Origin of the sequence: Pseudomonas sp. TH06 (assembly GCF_016651305.1) — a bacterium.
Lineage (GTDB): Bacteria > Pseudomonadota > Gammaproteobacteria > Pseudomonadales > Pseudomonadaceae > Aquipseudomonas.
Genome location: NZ_JAEKEC010000001.1, coordinates 4,366,608 through 4,385,480, shown reverse-complemented (window position 1 = coordinate 4,385,480; position 18,873 = coordinate 4,366,608). Strand labels below are relative to the sequence as shown.

The window sequence follows — 18,873 nt, the reverse complement described above, 5'->3', positions numbered from 1 at the left end:
AGACGAGCGGAAGGCTTTCGCAAAAGAACCAATAACACTTAGGTTAGATCGCTATAAAGCGCTGTTCTTAGTTCAACATAAGTGTTGCTGAGCCAACACCTGAACCAACTAACACCATTTTTTCAGATTGAAATGCAGTCCCCTTGTAGGAGTGAGCCTGCTCGCGATAGCAGTTCATCTGTCGACATTACCGTTGAATTTAAATCCGCTGTCGCGAGCAGGCTCACTCCTACAGTTTTGATAGGCGTCGGGCTCTACTCAGTCGAAGTCCTTTTCCAGCCAGGCATCCTCTGCAATGTCCAACGCTTCGGCACTGAAGCGCTGTTCCGCAAACGGATCTGCGTGCAGATGAAAGCCGTTTCTCTCCCAGAACCCCGGTTGTTCCTGATCGACAAATTCCAGCCCGCGCAGCCACTTCGCGCTCTTCCAGAAATACCGCCCAGCCACCACCAAACGCAGGGGCCAACCATGTTGCGCGGTCAACGGTTGGCCCGCGTAATGAGTGGCCAACAGAGTGTGCGGATGCAGCAAGTCGTCAAGCCGCAGGTTGGTCTGGTAATCGTGATCGGCGTGGGCCATGACCAAAGTTGTTTGCGGTTGAACATCGAACGCGAGCAACACGTCTTGCAGATGCACCCCGCTCCACTGCGTATCGAATTTCGACCAGCGCGTGACGCAGTGGATGTCGCATTGCAGCTGACGTTGCGGCAAGGCTTGCAGGTCGGTGTAGCGCAGCTCGACTGGATGGTTGAGCAAACCGAACAGTCGCAACGACCAGTTCGCCAGCTCATATTCCGGCACCTCACCTTCGTGCAGGATCGGGAAACGCTCGGTCAGCACCTGGCCCGCCGGCAACCGCCCGCCAAACGCGGGATCGGCTTTCGGCGAACGGCTTTTGCGTAAACGCGCAGCTTTGTTGTGCATGAACCCTCCAGATTTCGCCAAGAAGATCAGCGAGAAGCTTGCTGACTCACCCCGGTCCCTGTAGGAGTGAGCCTGCTCGCGATAGCGTCAGGGCTGTCGACATCTTTGGCGCCTGACCTGACGCTATCGCGAGCAGGCTCACTCCTACAGGGGATCGTTGTCGGTAGGAAGATCTAGTTGGCCACCGGTATCCACTCAGCCCGCACCACATTGGCGGTATCGCCAAACGCCGGGAGTTTCTGTGCCAGGTCGCGAACGTTTTTCACGTCCAGATCGAGCAATTGCTGGCGGGTAATCAACGTCGGCGGCACCAGCACCTGATGCCCCGGATTCTCCCCGGCAATCAACATCGCCAGACTGCGCACGCTGATCGCCCCCGCCACTTGCGGATTGACCGCCGCGGTCGCCGCCCAGGCGCTGTCCGGCTCTTTCATGATCTGGATATCGGCAGTGGAAATATCGGCGCTGTAGATCTTCACCTTGCTCGCCAGTCCCGCCTCGTCGACGGCAATTTTCGCGCCTTTGGCGAACTCGTCGAACGGCGCAAATATCACGCTGATCCCCGGATTCGCCCGCAACACGGCGCTGGCCTGATCCGCCACCGAGTTGGCAATCGGTGGATTCAGCGTGCCGAAGCGTGCCTTCTCGACGATCCCCGGATTGGCCTTTTTCACCTGACTCCAGATCTCGTCGCGCCGCTCCATCGGCGTGAAACCACTGATGTACACGTAGCCGGCATCGAACCTGGTGCCGTTGTCCTTCACCGCTTGATCCAGCGCCAAACGCGCCAATGCGTGGTGATCCTGCTCGACCTGAGTCACCTGTGGCGAATTCAGATCGACATCGAATGCGACGACCTTGATGCCTTTGGCGATGGCCCGGTCGATCGGCGCCTTGAGGGTTTCCGCCAGGCCCAGTTGCACGATGATCCCGTCGACCCCCAGATCAATCGCCTGATCGATCATCTCGCCCTGACTCGCCGCCTGCTGCCGCGCATCGAACACGCGCAGATTGGCGCCCAAGGCTTCTGTCTGCTTCTCCACACCGCGCAGATAAGCCTCCGGGAAATCCCCGGAAAACAGATAACCGACCAACGCGATCTGCACCTGACCTTTGTCGAACGGTGCCGGGGCGCCGGGCAATGTCTTGGCCTGTGCGTTAAGCGCCAGCGCCGAGAACACCGCGCCAGCGAGGCAATGGCGGGCGAATTGTTTGATTGAACCGTGCATACAACTTCCTTGACTGAAAGCGGCTCAACGCGCCCGATGCGCGAGGCCGAACGTGAACATCAGGGCCAGTACCAGCACCAGCCCCTTGACGAAATCCTGCGCGTAATACGGCGCGTTGAGCATGGTCAGGCCGTTGAGCAACGCGGCCACCAGCAGCGCACCGACCAGCGTGCCAAAGGCGTTGGGCTTCTTCGCCCCAAGAACGGCAAAACCGATCAGCGCTGCGCCGAGCGCATCGAGCACCAGACCGTTGCCCGAGCTGACATCGCCGCGCCCCAGCCGCGCCGCAAGCAACAATCCACCCAGCGAGGCCAGCAACGCCGAGAGCACGTACGCCAGCAGTTTGAAACGCTGCACCGGCGCCCCGGCCAGCCGCGCAGCCTGCTCGTTGCCGCCAATGGCGTAGAACAAGCGGCCAATGCGCGTGCGCTCCAGAAACAACCAGACCGCCAGCGCCACCACCGCCGTGATCAGCACCGGAACCGGCACGACCTCCCACAGCCGCCCACGCCCCAGCGCCAGAAACGCCGCACTGAAAGTGCCCTCGGTTTCAACGCCATTGGGCAAGGTCATGCCCACCGCAATCGAACGCCCACCGGTTGGAATCAGTTGCACACCGATCACCAGAAACATGCTGCCCAGCGTCGCCAGAATGTCCGGTACGCGCAGTTTGACGATCAGCCAGCCGTTGAGCAGCCCGACCAGCGCGCCGCCCGCCAGACTGATCAACACCGCCGGCACTGCGCCCCAGCCGAGCACGACCATCACGTAACTGGCGATCATCAGGCTCATTGCCGCCACCGCGCCGATCGACAGATCGAGGCCGCCAACGGCCATGGTCAGCGTCACGCCCAGTGCGAGCAGTGCCACAATCGACACCGATTGCAGGATGCTGAACAGGTTGCCGACGCGCAGAAACGCCGGCTCGGCAAAACTGAAAAACACCACGATCAGCGCCAGCAGCCACAACAGGCCATAGCGAATCAACGCTTGCAGCAGACGCTCGGCGGGCGCCGGCACGGTCGATATCAGAGAACTCGAATCAGGCACTCGCTCTGCTCCTTGGCGTGGCTTGAAGGGAAGAAAAATCATCATCGGTTCCGGCCAGCGCAGCGACCAGCGTGGCGCGGTCGAGACCGGCACGCGGGTACTCGGCGACCACCGCGTGATCGCGAACCAGCAAAATCCGGTCGGCGATGTCCAGCGCTTCATCGACATCGGCACAAATCACCAGTGTTGCGCGGCCGTGGGCGCTGTCGCGCAGCAGTTGGCCGATCTCGCGGCGCGCACGCACATCGACACCCTGGAACGGCTCGTCAAGGATCAGCACGCGCCCTTCCCCGAGCAGCCAGCGCCCCAGCACGACTTTCTGCTGATTGCCGCCAGACAACGCGCTCATCGGCACATCGATACCGGCGGTCTTGATGCCCAGCGCGGCGACTTGTGCCTCGACCGCCGCCGCTTCAGCGCGATTGCGGATAAAGCCGCCCCGGGTGAAGCGTTCGAGAAACGGCAAGGTCAGCGTGCGACGCAGCGAGAAATCAGGCACCAATGACTGACTCGCACGATCCTCGGCGGCGAAGAAAACCCCGCTACGAATGGCTTCACGGGGCGAGCCCGGCAGCCAGTCAGCACCGTCCAGTTGTACGCTGCCGACCAGCGCTTTACGCAGGCCAAACAGCACCTCGGCGATCTCGCTTTTACCGGCGCCAAGCAACCCGGTCAGCACCACGACTTCGTTTTCATGCAGGGTCAGGTCGAAGGCCTTCGAACGCGGCAGAATTTTCATCGCGTTCAGCTCAAGCACCGCACGCCCCGCCACTCGCGGCGTATACACATGCGCGCCCAGCGCCTGCCCGAGCATCGCTTGCACCGCCTCGGGCAATTGCCGCGCACTGAACTCTCCGGCCAGTCGCCCATCCCGCAGGACGATGGCGCGATCCGCCACCCGTTGCAGATCCGACAGCCGATGCGAGATGTACAGAATCGCCACACCACGGCTGCGCAAGGTGTCGATCAAACCGAACAAACGCTGCGCTTCGGCATCGGACAGCGCCGCCGTCGGCTCATCGAGAATCAGCAAGCGCGGCTGCAAGGCGAACGCCCTGGCGAGCACCACCAGTTGCCGCTCGGCCTGGCCCAGATGCTCGATCGGCTGCTCCAGAGGCAACGTCAGCCCGAGCCCGGCGGCAATGCTCGCCGCGCGCTCCAGCAGACGTTTGCGGTTAAGCCAGAAATCCGCATCAGGCCGGCACAGTTCATCCAGCAGCAGGTTCTCGGCCACGCTCAATCCCGGCGCAATGCCTTCGTTGATCTGCTGATGCACCGCGACAATGCCGACCCTGCGCGCCGCCAGCGGCGAGTTGAAATGCCGAGCCTGCCCCTCCACCAGAATCTCGCCGCCATCAGCGGTTTGGCTGCCGGCGAGAATCTTCACCAACGTCGATTTGCCCGCGCCATTGGCCCCGAGCAACGCCACCACTTCGGCGGGATAAATCTCCAGGCTGACCCTGTTCAGCGCCCGGTTCGAACCGAATACCTTACTGACCTCTCGTACCCGAATCAGCGGCTCCGAGGCCACGGCGACAGGTGCACTCATAAAATTCCTTAACGTCGATGTGCCAGCGCACGCACCAGCCGATCGCCCAGACTTTGTACGCCCTGAACGAGGATGACCAGCACCACCACGGTGGCGACCATCACTTCATTGTTGAATCGTTGATAGCCGTAGCGGATCGCCAGATCGCCGAGCCCGCCGCCACCAATCACCCCGGCCATTGAGGAAAAACCGATCAGCATCACCAGCGTCAGGGTGATCCCCGCCAGCAACGCCGGCAGCGCTTCGGGCAGCAGCACTTTGAAAATCACATGACCCATATCGCCGCCCATGGCGAGGATCGCTTCGATGCGACCCTTGTCGACTTCGTCCAGGGCGTTTTCGACGATGCGGGCGAAAAACGGAAAAGCGCCAATGGTGATCGGCACCACGGCGGCAGTGCTGCCCAGCGTCGTGCCGACCACCAACCGGGTCAGCGGGATCAACGCAATCAGCATCACCACGAACGGCAGCGAACGCCCGAGATTGACCAGACCACTCAACGCTGCATTGAAGCGCGGCATCGGCAGTAAACCGGTGCGGCGACTGATGAACAGCAACACCCCCAGCGGCAAACCGATCAGTAACGTGAACAGCCCGGCGAGCAGGACCATGTACAGGGTTTCGCCGGTAGCGTTGAGCACCAGTTGGAGGATTTCAGGCCAATTGATCGAGCGGTTCATGAGTGGGCCGCCCGTACGCCATATTGTTTGAGGAAGCTCAGCCCGGGCGCGTCGTGGCCCAGCGGCAGTCCGCAGGTGGGACGCAGCGAACTGCCCAGATTCGAGAGTGGATCGGCCAGCAGCCGCGGCACGGGACCTGACTCGACCAGACGCCCGTTGGCCATGAACGCCGCGTGATCGCAGATCGACTTGACCACGTCCAGCTCATGAGTGATCAACACGATGGTCAGTCCCAATTGCCGGTTGATATCGCGCAGCAGTTCAAGAATCGACGCAGTGGTTTGCGGATCGAGGGCGCTGGTGGCTTCGTCCGACAGCAGATAGGCCGGACGCGCCGCCAAGGCCCGGGCGATGCCGACGCGTTGTTTCTGGCCGCCAGACAATTGCGCTGGAAAAGCTTCGGCCTTGTCGCTCAAACCTACAAGATCCAGCAGTTCGCGGACTCGCTCGTGACGCTGTGGTTTCGCGACCTTGGCGATCTCCAGCGGCACCGCGATGTTGTCGAAGACGTTGCGTGAATGCAGCAGGTTGAAGCCCTGGAAAATCATGCCGATGCGCTGGCGTTGTCGGCGCAAGTCACTCTCGGACAGTTTCGTCAGATCAACACCGTCGAGCAGAATGCGCCCGTTGTCCGGCCGTTCGAGCAGATTGAGGCAGCGCAGCAGCGTCGATTTACCCGCGCCGCTGCGTCCGAGAATGCCGTAGACCGCGCCGTCGGGAATGCTCAGCGACACCTGATCCAGCGCAGGTGTCGCTGCCGACGGGTAAGTCTTGCTCAACTGCTCGACGACGATCATGGCTTGCCGCCCGCCACCGGGATCACCGAACCGGCAAAGTTATCGGTGATGTACTGGGCCACTTGCGGCGAAGCCAGGTCCTTGGCCAGTTGCGCGATGCGTGGATCATTCTGCAGTTTCGGCGTGGTCACCAGAATGTTGGCGTAAGGGTTGTGCTCAGCCTTCTCCAGACCCAGCGCATCCTTGGCCGGCACCAGACCGGCGTCGAGCGCGTAGTTGCCATTGATCACCGCCAGATCGACATCGTCCAGCGAGCGCGGAATCTGTGGCGATTCGATCTCAAGGATCTTCAGCTGTTTGGGGTTTTCGGCAATGTCCTTGGGCGTCGCTTGATCGCTTGCCGGATCGTTGAATCCAGGCTTGAGTTTGATCAGGCCGTTGTCCTGCAACAGGTACAACGCGCGGCTCAGGTTGGTGACGTTGTTGGGCACGGCGACGGTGCCTTTGACCGGCACGTCGGCGAAGCTTTTGTGCCGGTGCGAATAAATGCCCAAAGGCTCGATATGCACCGTGGCCGCCACCGCGAGTTTCTCGCCGAGGGCTTGCTCCTGGGATTTCAGGTACGGCAGATGCTGAAAGTAATTGGCGTCGACATCACCATGCACCAGCAGCTCGTTGGAGTTCACGCCGTTGGGGATTTCGATGACCTTGAGATTCAACTGCGGATCGATTTTTTGCACGTACGCCAGAATCTGTGCGTGGGGTACCGGATCGGCGGCGACACGCAATGGCTCCAGCGCTTGCGCACCGAACGAGGTCACCAGTGCGCCGAGGACGGCCAGGGTCAAACCTGCTTTTTTCAACATGTTTTATGTCCTTGAGCGAATGATGATTCAGGCGGTTTTGCGAACCGGCGGCTCGGGCAGCAGCGCATCGGCATAAAAGCGCTGCGCGACATCGGGATGCGAGCGCAAACGACCTTTCAGGTAGTTCCAGCCAACATCGCGAAACAGGGGATTGAGCGGGTCACTGGCAGGCCCGCGTGCTTCGCGCAACAACGCCGTGGGCAAGGGATACAGCGGCACCGTGGCGTCCAGTTGCGCGCCGAGGAAGAAAGCGATGGACAGGCGTTCGCTGCCCGGCGGCGGCGAGACCACCCGGTGCACCGTGGCGCGCAAATAGCCGTTGGTGGCCAGTTCCAGCAATTCGCCGATATTCACCACCAAGGTATTTTCGCGAGGCAGCGCGTCGATCCAGCGGCCCTCTTCGATCTCGATTTGCAGACCGGCCTGCTGGTCTTGCAAGAGGAAACTCAGGAAGCCTGAATCCTTGTGCGCGCCCACGCCTTGATTGCTCGCGTCAACCGGCTGTCCCGGATAGCGCATCAACTTGATGTGTTCGTTGGGTTTGTCGCCGTACAGCTGATCGAACGCGTCGGAGCGCAGCGACAGGGCCTGGGCGAACGCTTGCAGCAAGCGCAGGGACATGCGCGTCATGGCTTGCTGCCAATCGAGCAGCAGCAGTTTCAATTCGGGCAACGCCGCCGGCCATTGATTCGGACCTTGAAGACGCGCCCAGAACGGACTGTCGGGTTGCAACGGCAAGGCTTCACGTTCGGCGCCCAGGTCGAACTGCTCGCGCAAGTCGGGTTTGCCTCGGGTGATCTCGGAAGCGGCGCGGTTGTAACCTCGGAAATGCGGCGAGTTGATCATGCCGACGGCGGCTTTTTCACTGTCGGGCAAGGCGAAGAATTGCCGGGCGTGGTCTTGCACTTGCTTGAGCAAAGCGCTGTCGATGCCGTGGCCAGTCAGATAGAAAAACCCGACATCGCGCGCGGCGTGGCGCAGGTTTTCCAGAAATTCATAACGCTGTTGCGCCGTGCCTTCGAACTGCGAAAGGTCGAGCGTCGGCAATGCGGTGATGTCGAGGGTATGCGGCATGATTCACTCCCGTGTGAACCAAACCAGAAGAGCCTTTGATCGATTCAGCGTGCGCCGTCATGGCAATCGGGGGTCTATCGGTTTGATGCTTTGATTCGTTGGTGAATCAAAACTAAACGATATATAAAACCCCGGCCAAATACCTTTTTTGCATTAGCTTAGTCTGTACGCGCTCATCCCTGTAGGAGCCGCCGAAGGCTGCGATCTTTTGACCTGGATTCTAAACAGACAAGATCAAAAGATCGCAGCCTCCGGCAGCTCCTACAGGATGGAGGTAAGTGCGGGTCAGGTGTTTTAAGGTTCGCGACCAAGGTTTGGCGGGCGGTGATCGGCCACCTTCAAGGTTTTCAGGCGCGTGCGGCAGAAATCCGGAAACGAAAAGACATACTCACCCGCATATTGTCCTTGTGGCACCTGATCGCTACCCCTTATAAGAGCAGCTTTTCAGCCTCGAAACAAAAGGACACGAAAGCATGAGCGACGCCTGGAACGAAGGTTATTTCACGGACGAAGGCTACACCTACAGCTATAGCCGGGAAATCAATCCTGTGTTCCAGCGCTACTGCTTGTTGTTGCGCGGGTTTGCCACCCTGGAATCGGCTGAGAGCTATCACTGCGAGCTGGGCTTTGGCCAAGGCGTTTCGATCAATATCCATGCCGCGGCCAACCCGGGTTCCTGGGTCGGCACCGATTTCACGCCCTCTCAGGCCGCCCACGCCAGCACCCTCGCCAGCGAATGGAACAGCGACGCGCGACTGTATGACGACAGTTTCGAGCAATTGCTGGCCCGCGATGATTTGCCCCAATTCGACAGCATCAGCCTGCATGGCATCTGGACCTGGGTCAGTCGCGACAACCAGAAACTCATCGTCGAGTTTGCCCGTCGGCATCTCAAACCCGGCGGGATGCTGTACGTGAGCTATAACTGCTTCCCCGGCTGGTCGCCTGCGGCGCCGCTGCGCAATCTGTTCAGCCTGCACGATCGCTTCGCCAAGTCGGCATCTGCCGGCCCGGATCAACGCATCGATGCCGCGCTGCAATTTTCCGAAGCGTTGCTGGCCGCCAACCCCAACTACGCCAGCAGCGTGCCGAACCTCGACGCCAAACTGCAGAGCATCAAGGGGCAGAATCGTCAGTACATCGCCCATGAATATTTCAATCGCAGCTGGGACTGCATGTATTTCACCGACGTCGTCGATGCCATGGCCCCGGCCAAACTCGACTACGTCACCACTGCTGTGCCGCTGGATTCGGTCGACCCGCTCAACCTCAGGGCCGATGGCATGGACTTTCTGGAAGGGATCGAACATCCGATCATGCGTGAGCAGGCGCGTGACTATTTCGTCAACCAGAGCTTCCGTCGTGACCTCTACGTGCGCGGCTCAACCCGGCTGTCCTCTGCGGAACAGCGCCAGGGCTTGTTCAATACTCGTTTCATCTTGCTGCAAGCAGCAGAAAGCGTCCCTCTGCATGTCCGCGGCCCTGCGGGCGAAGCCTCGCTGCAGAGCGAAATCTACGGCCCGGTACTGCAAGCGCTGGCAGCCAACGACTACGCGCCGAAAACCTTGCGCCAGTTGGCCAACGCAGCATCTGCGCTGCCTTATGACGACGTATTGCAGGCCCTCAACGTTCTGATCGGACTGAATGCTGTCGCCCCTTGCCAGAGCGTCGCGGCGGAAAACCAGGTGCGGGCTCGATGCAACGAGCTCAATTTGTTGCTGTGCTCGCGCTCGTTGTTGAGCGACAAGATTCAGGTGCTGGCCAGCCCGGTTACCGGCGGCGGCGTCACCGTCAGCCGCTTCGAACAACTGTTCCTGATATCGATCAAGCAAGGTCAACAGCACCCGGCAGAATGGGCGCAACTGGCGTGGGCGATCCTCGGCGAACAAGGCGAAGTCCTCGTCAAGGATGGCAAGCCGCTGATGACCGCCGAAGAAAACATCGAGGAATTCACTGCACGTGCTCAGGTGTTTGCCGAGAAATCGCTGGTGATTCTCAAGGCGTTGGGTATTGCTTGATCCGGTGACAAGACGGGTGGCGCTCGCCGTCACCCGTCTTGTCACCGCGAGCGCGTGTTGCCTTCGGCTTTTAGCCACTCACTGGCGACAAAACCGTGCCCGCACAGGTCGCAGTAAAAACCGTCGACCAGTTGCTCAAGTGGCGAGTCTTTCAAGCGCTCATATTGCTCGTCCCCAGTCATTTGCACTTGGCCAACACCACCTGACACGTACCCGGCGTACCCCCGGAGCGTCCGGCATAACGCATGCAGTTGGCCATGGATTTTTGCCGGGCCATGTTCAGACTGGAACCCCAGGCGAGGCCACCTTCTCCGACCGTCGGCAGCGCTTTGGCGTAGCAACTGTCGCCGACGCCCGAGGGTGGATAGTGTTTGCGGTTTGAGCAGCCGGAAGTGAGCGTCAGGCTGAAGGCGATCAGGATGGGCAGGAGCCATAGCGAGTGTCGGCCTTTTTGTGTTCCGATCATCGCGGGGCTCCTGTCATAAGAGGGTCGTGGCCTATTCAGTCTAGCGGGTATGAGAGGCGTTCAGGCTTCTGCCGTTGGTCGATAACGCCCCCCGCACCTGCAATTTTTTTGATTTTAAACACTCACGTTTAAATGAAACGCCAAGACACGTAATCAGGCTACACGACCTTGCGTAATTGCCTACAGCTACGCCAGAATCCGCCGGCTTGTGCGCCTTGAGGTCGGGTTCTATTGTGGTGCGGTCGCTGACGAATCAGCGATCGGGTTTAGCGATCCGGCACCTTACAGACGCAACATGCCCAGCCTCAATTGCAGTTTTTGTCGATCTGCACTTGGCGTCATGGTGGCTGTGCGTGGGAGACCTTCGGGTCTACCCGGGGTTTCTGTGACCCGGATCGCTAACCTGCGTACAGCCGCCACCTTTACTTGTTTAGCGATGAGCCGTGGCGGCTAAATAAAACGAAGAACTGCTGACTGATGCCAGTGAAACGCTCGCTTCGGCCAAAACCATTGCTCAGGACGTCGCCAGTCTGCTGCCCCGTCACAGCGTCGGGCGCTGCTGGGCATTGCGCAACTGATCATGCTCGGGGAGCTGGGAGTGAATCGGGTGCTGGATAATCAGCAGATGCCGGATTGACACCAACTCCCTCACCACAGTGATTGTGTAGGAGCTGCCGAAGGCTGCGATCTTTTGATTTTTGTTTTTAAAAACGAGATCAAAACATCGCAGCGTGCCGCAGCTCCTACGGGGATGTGGCTTGGCGGTATTGGCGGGGGGTGAACCCGGTCGAGGCCTTGAACTGGCGGGTGAAAGCGCTGTGGTCGGTGTAGCCGCATTGCAGCGCAACCTCGGTGATCGGCAGGTCGGTGTGCAGCAGTCGATGGGCGTGTTCCAGCCTTACTTTCTGGATCATTTGCCGGGGCGTCAGGTGGAACACCCGTTTGCAGTAGCGCTCCAGTTGCGCGACGGAAATACCGGCAATGCGCGTCAGTTCGCCCAGGGTGACGCGGCGGTTGAAATGGTTGCGAATGTACTCGTCGACCGCCGCCAGGCGCTGGAAGGCCGGATGGGTTTCGCTGGCTGACTGCACATCCACGGAGATACCGACCAGGCCGATAATCTGACCATCACGGTTGTACAGCGGCTGTTTGTGGGTCAGGCACCAACCGGGTTCGCGACTGCCGTACAGGTGCAATTCGAGCTGATCCTCCAGCACAAACCCCTCCTCCAGCACTTTGCGATCCTGCTCGGTATAGCCCGGCCCCAGTTGCGCCGGGAATACCTGCGCGCTGGTTTTGCCGAGCAGCGGACGCAAGTCTTTCAAGCCGCAACGCTGCACCAGTGTGCGGTTGGCCAGGACGTATCGGGCCTGAACATCCTTGATGAAAATCACCGCATTGGGGATTACGTCGAGCATCGGTAACAGCAGCGCAACGCTGGCTACCAGCTCGGCGAGAGTATGCGGACGGTTGCCGTCGCCGCCCTGACAGAGAATCGAAAACGCGTTCTGCATCAAGGATTCTCTCCCCTGTTCGTGGATAGCCCAGCACCGTTCGCGTGCAGATTGCAGCAACACCGCGGCCCTGTCGAGCGCCGCAATCCGTCGGCGCAATTGTGCTGAATTCGTCATCGATCCCACTGCAAAACATCAATCGCCCCACGGCCGATGAGTTCAAAGTCTGGCCGTCCCAGTGACACAACTGCCTATCCAATAACTCACAAGAAGGCGATGCCATGTCAGGCCAAGGCAAGTTCAAAAAACAGCTTTCACTGATCGACCTCACATTTATCGGGCTCGGCGCGATCTTCGGCTCCGGTTGGTTGTTCGCGGCCAGTCACGTGTCCGCGATTGCCGGGCCGGCGGGGATTTTTTCCTGGTTGCTGGGCGGTTTCGCCGTGTTGCTGCTGGGCATCGTCTACTGCGAGTTGGGTGCCGCACTGCCGCGTGCCGGCGGCGTGGTGCGCTACCCGGTTTACTCCCACGGACCATTGCTCGGTTACCTGATGGGCTTTATCACCCTGATTGCGTTTTCCAGCCTGGTGGCGATCGAGGTGGTTGCCTCGCGCCAATACGCGGCGGCGTGGTTTCCCGGGCTGACCAAGACCGGCAGCAGTGATCCGACGCTGCTCGGCTGGATGGTGCAGTTCGGGCTGCTGTGCCTGTTCTTCGTGCTCAACTATCGCAGCGTGAAGACCTTCGCCAAGGCCAATAATCTGGTGAGCATCTTCAAGTTCATCGTGCCGTTGCTGGTGATCGGTGTGCTGTTCACGTTCTTCAAACCGGAAAACTTCCACGTCCAGGGCTTCGCGCCATTCGGGCTGTCGGGTGTGGAGATGGCGGTCTCGGCGGGCGGGATCATCTTCGCGTATCTGGGCCTGACGCCGATCATCTCGGTGGCCAGCGAAGTGAAGAATCCGCAGCGCACCATTCCGATCGCACTGATCCTCTCGGTGTTGCTGTCGACCCTGATCTATGTGCTGCTGCAAATGGCGTTCCTCGGCGGCATCCCGACTGAAATGCTCGCCAACGGCTGGGCCGGTGTGAGCAAGGAATTTGCCCTGCCGTATCGCGACATCGCACTGGCACTCGGTGTGGGTTGGCTGGCGTATCTGGTGGTCGCCGACGCGGTGATCTCGCCGAGTGGCTGCGGCAATATCTACATGAACGCCACGCCACGGGTGATCTACGGCTGGGCGCAGACCGGCACCTTTTTCAAGGTATTTACCCACATCGACGAGAAGTCCGGCATCCCGCGTCCGGCACTGTGGCTGACGTTTGCGTTGTCGGTGTTCTGGACCCTGCCGTTCCCGTCGTGGGAAGCGTTGATCAACGTGGTGTCCGCTGCACTGGTGTTGAGCTACGCCGTGGCACCCGTGTCGGTGGCTGCGTTGCGCCGCAATGCGCCGGACATGCCGCGGCCGTTCCGGGTCAAGTGCATGGGCGTGCTCGGACCGGTGTCGTTCATCATCGCTGCGCTGATCGTCTACTGGTCGGGCTGGAGCACCGTGTCGTGGCTGCTCGGCCTGCAAATCCTGATGTTCGTCGTATACCTGCTGTGCGGTCGTTTTGTGCCGACCGCACACCTGAGTCTGGCGCGTCAGGTGCGGTCCTCCGCATGGCTGATCGCCTTCTACGCGGTGACTATCGTGCTGTCGAAACTCGGCACCTTCGGTGGCCTCGGCATTCTCGCCCACCCTTTCGACACCCTCGTCGTGGCCGCTTGTGCGACCGGTATTTACTACTGGGGCGCCGCGACCGGCGTACCGGCGCACCTGCTGCGCCTTGAAGAGGACGATGAAGAAAGCGAAGTCGCCGCCCCCGCCACCTCCGTGAATGCGCGCCCTGCCGGCGCTTACTGAAATCTGCAAACGAGAGACGTCCATGAAACGAGTACACGTCATCGATTCCCACACCGGCGGCGAGCCTACACGTCTGGTGATGAAGGGTTTTCCCGATCTGCCCGGCAGCACCATGGCCGAAAAGCGCGATGCCCTGCGTGATCAGCATGATGCATGGCGCCGCGCCTGCCTGCTGGAACCACGCGGCAACGACGTGCTGGTCGGCGCGCTGTACTGCGAGCCGGTGTCGGCGGATGCGACTTGCGGGGTGATCTTCTTCAATAACGCCGGTTACCTCGGCATGTGCGGCCACGGCACCATCGGCCTGATCAATTCGTTGCAGTACCTGGGGCAGATCGCCCCGGGTGTGCACAAGATCGACACGCCGGTCGGCCCGGTCAGCGCGACGCTGCATGACGACGGCGCGGTGACGCTGGGCAACGTGGCGTCCTATCGCTACCGCAAACAGGTGCCGGTGGACGTGCCGGGATTTGGCCGGGTGTTGGGCGATATCGCTTATGGCGGCAACTGGTTTTTCCTGGTTTCCGAGCATGGCCAGACGCTGACGATGGACAACGTCGAGCACCTCACCGCGTACACCTGGGCGATGCTCAAGGCCCTCGAAGATCAAGGTATTTACGGCGAAGACAATGCCGTAATCGACCATATCGAACTGTTCGCTGACGACGCCAACGCCGACAGCCGCAACTTCGTCATGTGCCCCGGCAAAGCCTACGACCGCTCGCCGTGCGGCACCGGCACCAGCGCCAAACTCGCCTGCCTCGCTGCCGACGACAAGCTGCAGCCCGGTGCGCGCTGGGTGCAGGCAAGCATCACCGGCAGCCAGTTCGAAGGCCGCTTCGAATGGGCAGGCGAACGTATTCGCCCCTACATCACCGGCCGCGCCTTCATGACCGCCGACAGCACGTTGCTGATCGACGACACAGACCCGTTCGCGTGGGGCATCTGAACCGCCGCGCCAACTTTTCACCGCAATTTGAACGATGTGCCAAGGAGTTAAAACAATGAGCGACAACATCTTCACCGGCTGCATGCCAGCCCTGATGACCCCGTGCACCGCGCAACGCAAACCGGACTTCGATGCACTGGTGGCCAAGGGTCGCGAGCTGATCGACATCGGCATGAGCGCGGTCGTGTACTGCGGCTCCATGGGCGACTGGCCGCTGCTTACCGAAGCCGAACGTCAGGAAGGCGTGGCGCGGCTGGTGGCGGCGGGGATTCCGACGATTGTCGGGACCGGTGCGGTGAATACCCGTGAAGCGGTTGCCCATGCTGCCCACGCGGCGAAAGTCGGCGCGCAGGGTTTGATGGTGATTCCGCGCGTGCTGTCCCGTGGCGCCTCGGCTGCCGCGCAAGAGGCCCACTTCGCCGCGATTCTGCAAGCCGCGCCCGAGTTGCCGGCGGTGATCTACAACAGCCCTTACTACGGTTTTGCCACCCGCGCCGATCTGTTCTTCGAACTGCGCCGCGAGTACCCGAACCTGATCGGCTTCAAGGAATTCGGCGGTGGCGCCGACCTGCGCTACGCCGCAGAGAACATCACCTCAAAGGATGACGACGTGACCCTGATGGTCGGCGTCGACACGCAAGTGGTGCACGGCTTCGTCAACTGCAACGCCACCGGCGCGATCACCGGGATCGGTAACGCCCTGCCCCGCGAAGTGCTGCAACTGGTCGCCCTGAGCAAGCAAGCGGCCAAGGGCGATGCCAAAGCACGGCGGCAGGCGCGGGAGCTGGAATCGGCGCTGGCGGTGCTGTCGTCATTCGACGAGGGGTGCGATCTGGTGCTGTATTACAAGCACCTGATGGTGCTCAACGGGGACAAGGAATACACCCTGCATTTCAACGAGACCGATGTATTGAGCGACGCCCAACGTCGATACGCCGAGAACCAGTACTCGCTGTTCCGTCACTGGTACGAAAACTGGTCGGCGGAACAGAACTTTGCCTGATTCGTCACCGTTCACCTGCCGTGAATCTTTGATGCGCGGCAGGCATCACTTTTTTCATCAGGAATGCACCATGACTTTAACGGGCCACATGCTGATCGGGCAGCACAGTATCGCGGGCAACCGCGAAGCCATTCGAGGGATCAACCCGGCCACGGATGCCGCGCTGGAACCGGCCTATGCCGGCGGATCGGCCGAGCATGTCGAGCAGGCCTGCGCACTGGCCTGGGCGGCGCTGGACCGCTATCGCGAGACATCCCTGGATGCCCGTGCCGAATTTCTTGAAAGCATTGCCAGTGAAATCGAAGCCCTCGGCGATGAACTGATCGACCGCGCCGCAGCCGAAACCGGCCTGCCGCGTGCGCGCCTGCTCGGCGAGCGAGGTCGCACCTGTCAGCAATTGCGCCAGTTCGCGCGCACGGTACGAGCCGGTGAATGGCTGGATGTGCGCGTCGATACCGCGCAACCGCAACGCCAGCCAATGCCGCGCTCGGATCTGCGGCAACGGCAGGTGCCATTGGGACCGGTGGCGGTGTTTGGCGCGAGCAATTTTCCCTTGGCATTCTCCGTGGCCGGTGGCGATACGGCTTCGGCACTGGCGGCCGGTTGCCCGGTGATCGTCAAGGCGCACGGCGCGCATCCCGGCACCAGTGAACTGGTCGGCCAGGCACTGGCGCGGGCGGTGAAAGCCTGCGGTCTGCCGGAAGGCGTGTTTTCGCTGTTGTACGGTTACGGCCCCGAAGTCGGCATCGCGCTGGTCAGTGATCCGCGGATCAAAGCGGTCGGCTTTACCGGTTCGCGCAGCGGCGGGCTGGCGCTGCTTCAAGCCGCACAGGCAAGGCCCGAACCGATCCCGGTGTATGCGGAAATGAGTTCGATCAATCCAGTGTTGCTGTTTCTGGCAGCGCTGCACCATCGTGCGCAAGCATTGGCCGAGGGTTTTGTCGCTTCGCTGACCCTGGGTGCCGGGCAGTTCTGCACCAATCCCGGTCTGGTGATTGCTCGCAAGGGCCCGGCGCTCGACGGCTTCATGGCTGTCGTTGCCGAGCTGATCCAGCGTAGCCCGGCGCAGACAATGCTCACGCCCGGCATCTTCAATGCCTATGAGGCGGGCGTGGATGCCTTGGCGGAGAACGCCCGCGCACGTGTTGCTGCTGTGGGTCAGAGCGGGAATGGTCCGAACCAGTGTCAGGCCCACGTTTTCGTCACCGAAGCCGCGGACTTTCTAGCGGATCAGCATCTTCAGGCGGAAGTGTTCGGCGCAGCGTCGTTGATCGTGCAATGCAGCCATGACGACGAAATCCGCCGAGTGATCGAACACCTCGAAGGCCAGTTGACCGCCACACTGCACCTTGACGACGAAGATCTCGAGCAAGCCCAAGCGTTGCTGCCGACGCTGGAGCGCAAGGCCGGGCGCCTGCTGGTCAACGGCTGGTCCACCGGGGTCGAGGTCTGTGACGCGATGGTCCACGGCGGGCCATTCCCGGCCACTTCCGACTCGCGTACGACTTCGGTCGGTACCGCCGCGATCCTGCGGTTTTTGCGCCCGGTCTGCTATCAGGACTTCCCCGACAGCCTGCTGCCCACGGCACTGAAGCAAGCCAATCCATTGCACTTGCGCCGCCTGCTCGACGGGCAAAGGGAAGCCGCGAAAAATGCCGAATAACGCCGCGTACGATATCGCCGTGGTCGGCGCCGGCATCATCGGCGTTGCCTGTGCAGTGCGTCTCGCTCGCCAGGGTCAGCGAGTGGTGGTCATCGATCAGCAGGAGCCCGGCCACGGTGCATCGTTCGGCAATGCCGGGCATCTGGCGACCGAGCAAGTGTTTCCGATTGCTGACTTGTCGATTCTCAAACGCTTGCCGGCGATGCTGATGGACCCCATGGGGCCACTGCGACTGGACTGGAAATACCTGCCCCGCGCCCTGCCCTGGTTCACCCGGCTGTTGCTGAACCTGCGGGCGCAGCCTTTCCAGAAAACCGTCGCCGGTTTGCGCGCACTCAACGAAAGCAGCCTGGAGGCTTGGCATCGCTTGCTCGCTGACATCGGGCATCCCGAACTGTTAAAAGTCGACGGTTCATTGCTGGTGTTCGAACATGCCGAATCGCGTCAGGGCATCGAGGCGCTCCAGACCCGTATGCGTCAACAGCAGGTGCCGGTCGATTTCTGGCCAGCGGGCGCGGTACAAGAAACCGCGCCACAGCTCAGCGAACAGATTCAGGGCGGCCTGTTCTTCCCGCACACCGGACATTTCATTGATCCTTTTCAGGTGGTGTGCAAATTGGTCGAGGCGGCGAAAAACAGCGGCGTGAGCTTTGTGCAGCAACAGGTTCAGGGCGGCCATGTGCAGGCACACGGTGTTTCGTTGATCACCGATGCGGGGGGCTTGACCGCGAGCCGCGTGTTGATCGCCTGCGGTGCGCACTCGGCAAAACTCACCGCCGCACTCACCGGCAAGAAAGTCCCACTGGACACCGAGCGCGGCTATCACCTGATGCTGCCGCAGGAACACAACCGCCTGCCCTTCCCCGTCACCTCGCTGGAACGCAAGTTCATCATGACGCCGATGTCCGACGGCTTGCGCCTGGCGGGCACAGTCGAATTCGCCGGGCTGCAACGACCGCCAAGCATGGAGCGCGCGTGGCAGTTGCATCGGTTGAGTCAGGGCTTGTTCCGCAAGGACCTGAGTGCTGAAGCAGCGACGCCATGGATGGGTTTTCGGCCGTCGTTACCGGATTCACTGCCGGTGATTGATCAGGCTTGCGGGGGGAAAGTGTTGCTTGCTTTCGGGCATCAGCATCTGGGGCTGACGCAAGCGGCGGTGACGGCGGAGATGGTGGTGGGGATGGTGTTGCCGATGGCTCAACAGGCATCTGGCCTGCCGGGTATCGAGCAGTACCGGCTGGATCGTTTCTGAAAGGATTTACTCGACAGAAGAAAAGCCTGTTTTCAGGGCAGGCTTTTCGCAA

The 18,873-nt window shown here is 60.9% G+C and carries 17 protein-coding genes; 6 read left to right on the top strand and 11 right to left on the bottom strand.

All coding sequences use genetic code 11. The features are described from left to right. Nucleotides 1–258 precede the first annotated feature (258 nt). The 8 genes from JFT86_RS19615 to JFT86_RS19580 form a co-directional block, all read right to left on the bottom strand. Entirely contained in the window at nt 259–924 is a 666-nt protein-coding gene (locus JFT86_RS19615) for a sulfite oxidase-like oxidoreductase (protein ID WP_201232707.1), read from the bottom strand. Between the two features lie 173 nt (nt 925–1,097). Continuing rightward, nucleotides 1,098–2,153 (bottom strand): substrate-binding domain-containing protein, encoded by a 1,056-nt coding sequence (locus JFT86_RS19610; RefSeq protein ID WP_201237993.1) that lies wholly within the window; start codon nt 2,151–2,153, stop codon nt 1,098–1,100. A 24-nt stretch (nt 2,154–2,177) separates the two neighbouring features. Continuing rightward, a complete protein-coding gene (locus JFT86_RS19605) occupies nt 2,178–3,203 on the bottom strand; it encodes an ABC transporter permease (protein WP_201237992.1) in 1,026 nt (341 codons plus the stop codon). Next, a complete protein-coding gene (locus tag JFT86_RS19600; RefSeq protein WP_201237991.1) occupies nt 3,196–4,752 on the bottom strand; it encodes a sugar ABC transporter ATP-binding protein in 1,557 nt (518 codons plus the stop codon). The genes JFT86_RS19605 and JFT86_RS19600 overlap by 8 nt, the downstream gene beginning before the upstream one ends. A gap of 8 nt (nt 4,753–4,760) precedes the next feature. Then, on the bottom strand, nt 4,761–5,432 hold the full coding sequence (locus JFT86_RS19595) for a methionine ABC transporter permease (RefSeq protein ID WP_201237990.1): 672 nt from the start codon (nt 5,430–5,432) through the stop codon (nt 4,761–4,763). Further along, on the bottom strand, nt 5,429–6,229 hold the full coding sequence (locus JFT86_RS19590; RefSeq protein ID WP_201237989.1) for a methionine ABC transporter ATP-binding protein: 801 nt from the start codon (nt 6,227–6,229) through the stop codon (nt 5,429–5,431). The genes JFT86_RS19595 and JFT86_RS19590 overlap by 4 nt, the downstream gene beginning before the upstream one ends. Next, the gene (locus JFT86_RS19585; protein ID WP_201237988.1) at nt 6,226–7,035 is read right to left on the bottom strand and encodes a MetQ/NlpA family ABC transporter substrate-binding protein; all 810 of its coding nucleotides are present in this window, start codon (nt 7,033–7,035) and stop codon (nt 6,226–6,228) included. Before JFT86_RS19585 ends, JFT86_RS19590 begins: the two co-directional genes overlap by 4 nt. Nucleotides 7,036–7,062: 27 nt before the next feature. After that, complete coding sequence (locus JFT86_RS19580; protein ID WP_201237987.1) at nt 7,063–8,109, bottom strand: isopenicillin N synthase family oxygenase; 1,047 nt, start codon at nt 8,107–8,109, stop codon at nt 7,063–7,065. 473 nt (nt 8,110–8,582) lie between these two features. Here JFT86_RS19580 and JFT86_RS19575 point away from each other — a divergent pair, with 473 nt between their 5' ends. Next, the gene (locus JFT86_RS19575; RefSeq protein ID WP_201232713.1) at nt 8,583–10,127 is read left to right on the top strand and encodes a class I SAM-dependent methyltransferase; all 1,545 of its coding nucleotides are present in this window, start codon (nt 8,583–8,585) and stop codon (nt 10,125–10,127) included. A 41-nt stretch (nt 10,128–10,168) separates the two neighbouring features. Here JFT86_RS19575 and JFT86_RS19570 read toward each other — a convergent pair whose 3' ends face one another. From JFT86_RS19570 to JFT86_RS19555, 3 genes are all read right to left on the bottom strand, one after another. Continuing rightward, complete coding sequence (locus tag JFT86_RS19570; RefSeq protein ID WP_201232714.1) at nt 10,169–10,315, bottom strand: hypothetical protein; 147 nt, start codon at nt 10,313–10,315, stop codon at nt 10,169–10,171. Next, on the bottom strand, nt 10,306–10,593 hold the full coding sequence (locus JFT86_RS19565; protein WP_201237986.1) for a hypothetical protein: 288 nt from the start codon (nt 10,591–10,593) through the stop codon (nt 10,306–10,308). The genes JFT86_RS19570 and JFT86_RS19565 overlap by 10 nt, the downstream gene beginning before the upstream one ends. A 743-nt stretch (nt 10,594–11,336) precedes the next feature. Beyond that, a complete protein-coding gene (locus tag JFT86_RS19555) occupies nt 11,337–12,107 on the bottom strand; it encodes an AraC family transcriptional regulator (protein WP_201237985.1) in 771 nt (256 codons plus the stop codon). A gap of 221 nt (nt 12,108–12,328) precedes the next feature. Between JFT86_RS19555 and JFT86_RS19550 the strand changes: the two genes are divergently transcribed. From JFT86_RS19550 to JFT86_RS19530, 5 genes are all read left to right on the top strand, one after another. Further along, nucleotides 12,329–13,954 (top strand): APC family permease, encoded by a 1,626-nt coding sequence (locus JFT86_RS19550; RefSeq protein ID WP_201237984.1) that lies wholly within the window; start codon nt 12,329–12,331, stop codon nt 13,952–13,954. Between the two features lie 22 nt (nt 13,955–13,976). Then, on the top strand, nt 13,977–14,903 hold the full coding sequence (locus JFT86_RS19545; protein ID WP_201237983.1) for a 4-hydroxyproline epimerase: 927 nt from the start codon (nt 13,977–13,979) through the stop codon (nt 14,901–14,903). A 55-nt stretch (nt 14,904–14,958) separates the two neighbouring features. Then, nucleotides 14,959–15,906: a dihydrodipicolinate synthase family protein gene (locus JFT86_RS19540; protein ID WP_201237982.1), complete on the top strand. Its 948-nt coding sequence runs from the start codon at nt 14,959–14,961 to the stop codon at nt 15,904–15,906. 70 nt (nt 15,907–15,976) lie between these two features. After that, nucleotides 15,977–17,569 (top strand): aldehyde dehydrogenase (NADP(+)), encoded by a 1,593-nt coding sequence (locus JFT86_RS19535; RefSeq protein ID WP_201237981.1) that lies wholly within the window; start codon nt 15,977–15,979, stop codon nt 17,567–17,569. Beyond that, nucleotides 17,559–18,821 carry an FAD-dependent oxidoreductase gene (locus JFT86_RS19530; protein ID WP_201237980.1) on the top strand — a complete coding sequence of 421 codons (1,263 nt, stop codon included), beginning with the start codon at nt 17,559–17,561 and terminating at the stop codon, nt 18,819–18,821. The genes JFT86_RS19535 and JFT86_RS19530 overlap by 11 nt, the downstream gene beginning before the upstream one ends. Nucleotides 18,822–18,873 lie beyond the last annotated feature (52 nt).

What these genes read in the sequence shown, in the direction of transcription:
- JFT86_RS19615 (WP_201232707.1), bottom strand. Translation starts at nt 924, where the DNA reads ATGCACAACAAAGCTGCGCGTTTACGCAAAAGCCGTTCGCCGAAAGCC.
- JFT86_RS19610 (WP_201237993.1), bottom strand. Translation starts at nt 2,153, where the DNA reads ATGCACGGTTCAATCAAACAATTCGCCCGCCATTGCCTCGCTGGCGCG.
- JFT86_RS19600 (WP_201237991.1), bottom strand. Translation starts at nt 4,752, where the DNA reads ATGAGTGCACCTGTCGCCGTGGCCTCGGAGCCGCTGATTCGGGTACGA.
- JFT86_RS19595 (WP_201237990.1), bottom strand. Translation starts at nt 5,432, where the DNA reads ATGAACCGCTCGATCAATTGGCCTGAAATCCTCCAACTGGTGCTCAAC.
- JFT86_RS19590 (WP_201237989.1), bottom strand. Translation starts at nt 6,229, where the DNA reads ATGATCGTCGTCGAGCAGTTGAGCAAGACTTACCCGTCGGCAGCGACA.
- JFT86_RS19585 (WP_201237988.1), bottom strand. Translation starts at nt 7,035, where the DNA reads ATGTTGAAAAAAGCAGGTTTGACCCTGGCCGTCCTCGGCGCACTGGTG.
- JFT86_RS19580 (WP_201237987.1), bottom strand. Translation starts at nt 8,109, where the DNA reads ATGCCGCATACCCTCGACATCACCGCATTGCCGACGCTCGACCTTTCG.
- JFT86_RS19575 (WP_201232713.1), top strand. Translation starts at nt 8,583, where the DNA reads ATGAGCGACGCCTGGAACGAAGGTTATTTCACGGACGAAGGCTACACC.
- JFT86_RS19565 (WP_201237986.1), bottom strand. Translation starts at nt 10,593, where the DNA reads ATGATCGGAACACAAAAAGGCCGACACTCGCTATGGCTCCTGCCCATC.
- JFT86_RS19555 (WP_201237985.1), bottom strand. Translation starts at nt 12,107, where the DNA reads ATGCAGAACGCGTTTTCGATTCTCTGTCAGGGCGGCGACGGCAACCGT.
- JFT86_RS19550 (WP_201237984.1), top strand. Translation starts at nt 12,329, where the DNA reads ATGTCAGGCCAAGGCAAGTTCAAAAAACAGCTTTCACTGATCGACCTC.
- JFT86_RS19545 (WP_201237983.1), top strand. Translation starts at nt 13,977, where the DNA reads ATGAAACGAGTACACGTCATCGATTCCCACACCGGCGGCGAGCCTACA.
- JFT86_RS19540 (WP_201237982.1), top strand. Translation starts at nt 14,959, where the DNA reads ATGAGCGACAACATCTTCACCGGCTGCATGCCAGCCCTGATGACCCCG.
- JFT86_RS19535 (WP_201237981.1), top strand. Translation starts at nt 15,977, where the DNA reads ATGACTTTAACGGGCCACATGCTGATCGGGCAGCACAGTATCGCGGGC.
- JFT86_RS19530 (WP_201237980.1), top strand. Translation starts at nt 17,559, where the DNA reads ATGCCGAATAACGCCGCGTACGATATCGCCGTGGTCGGCGCCGGCATC.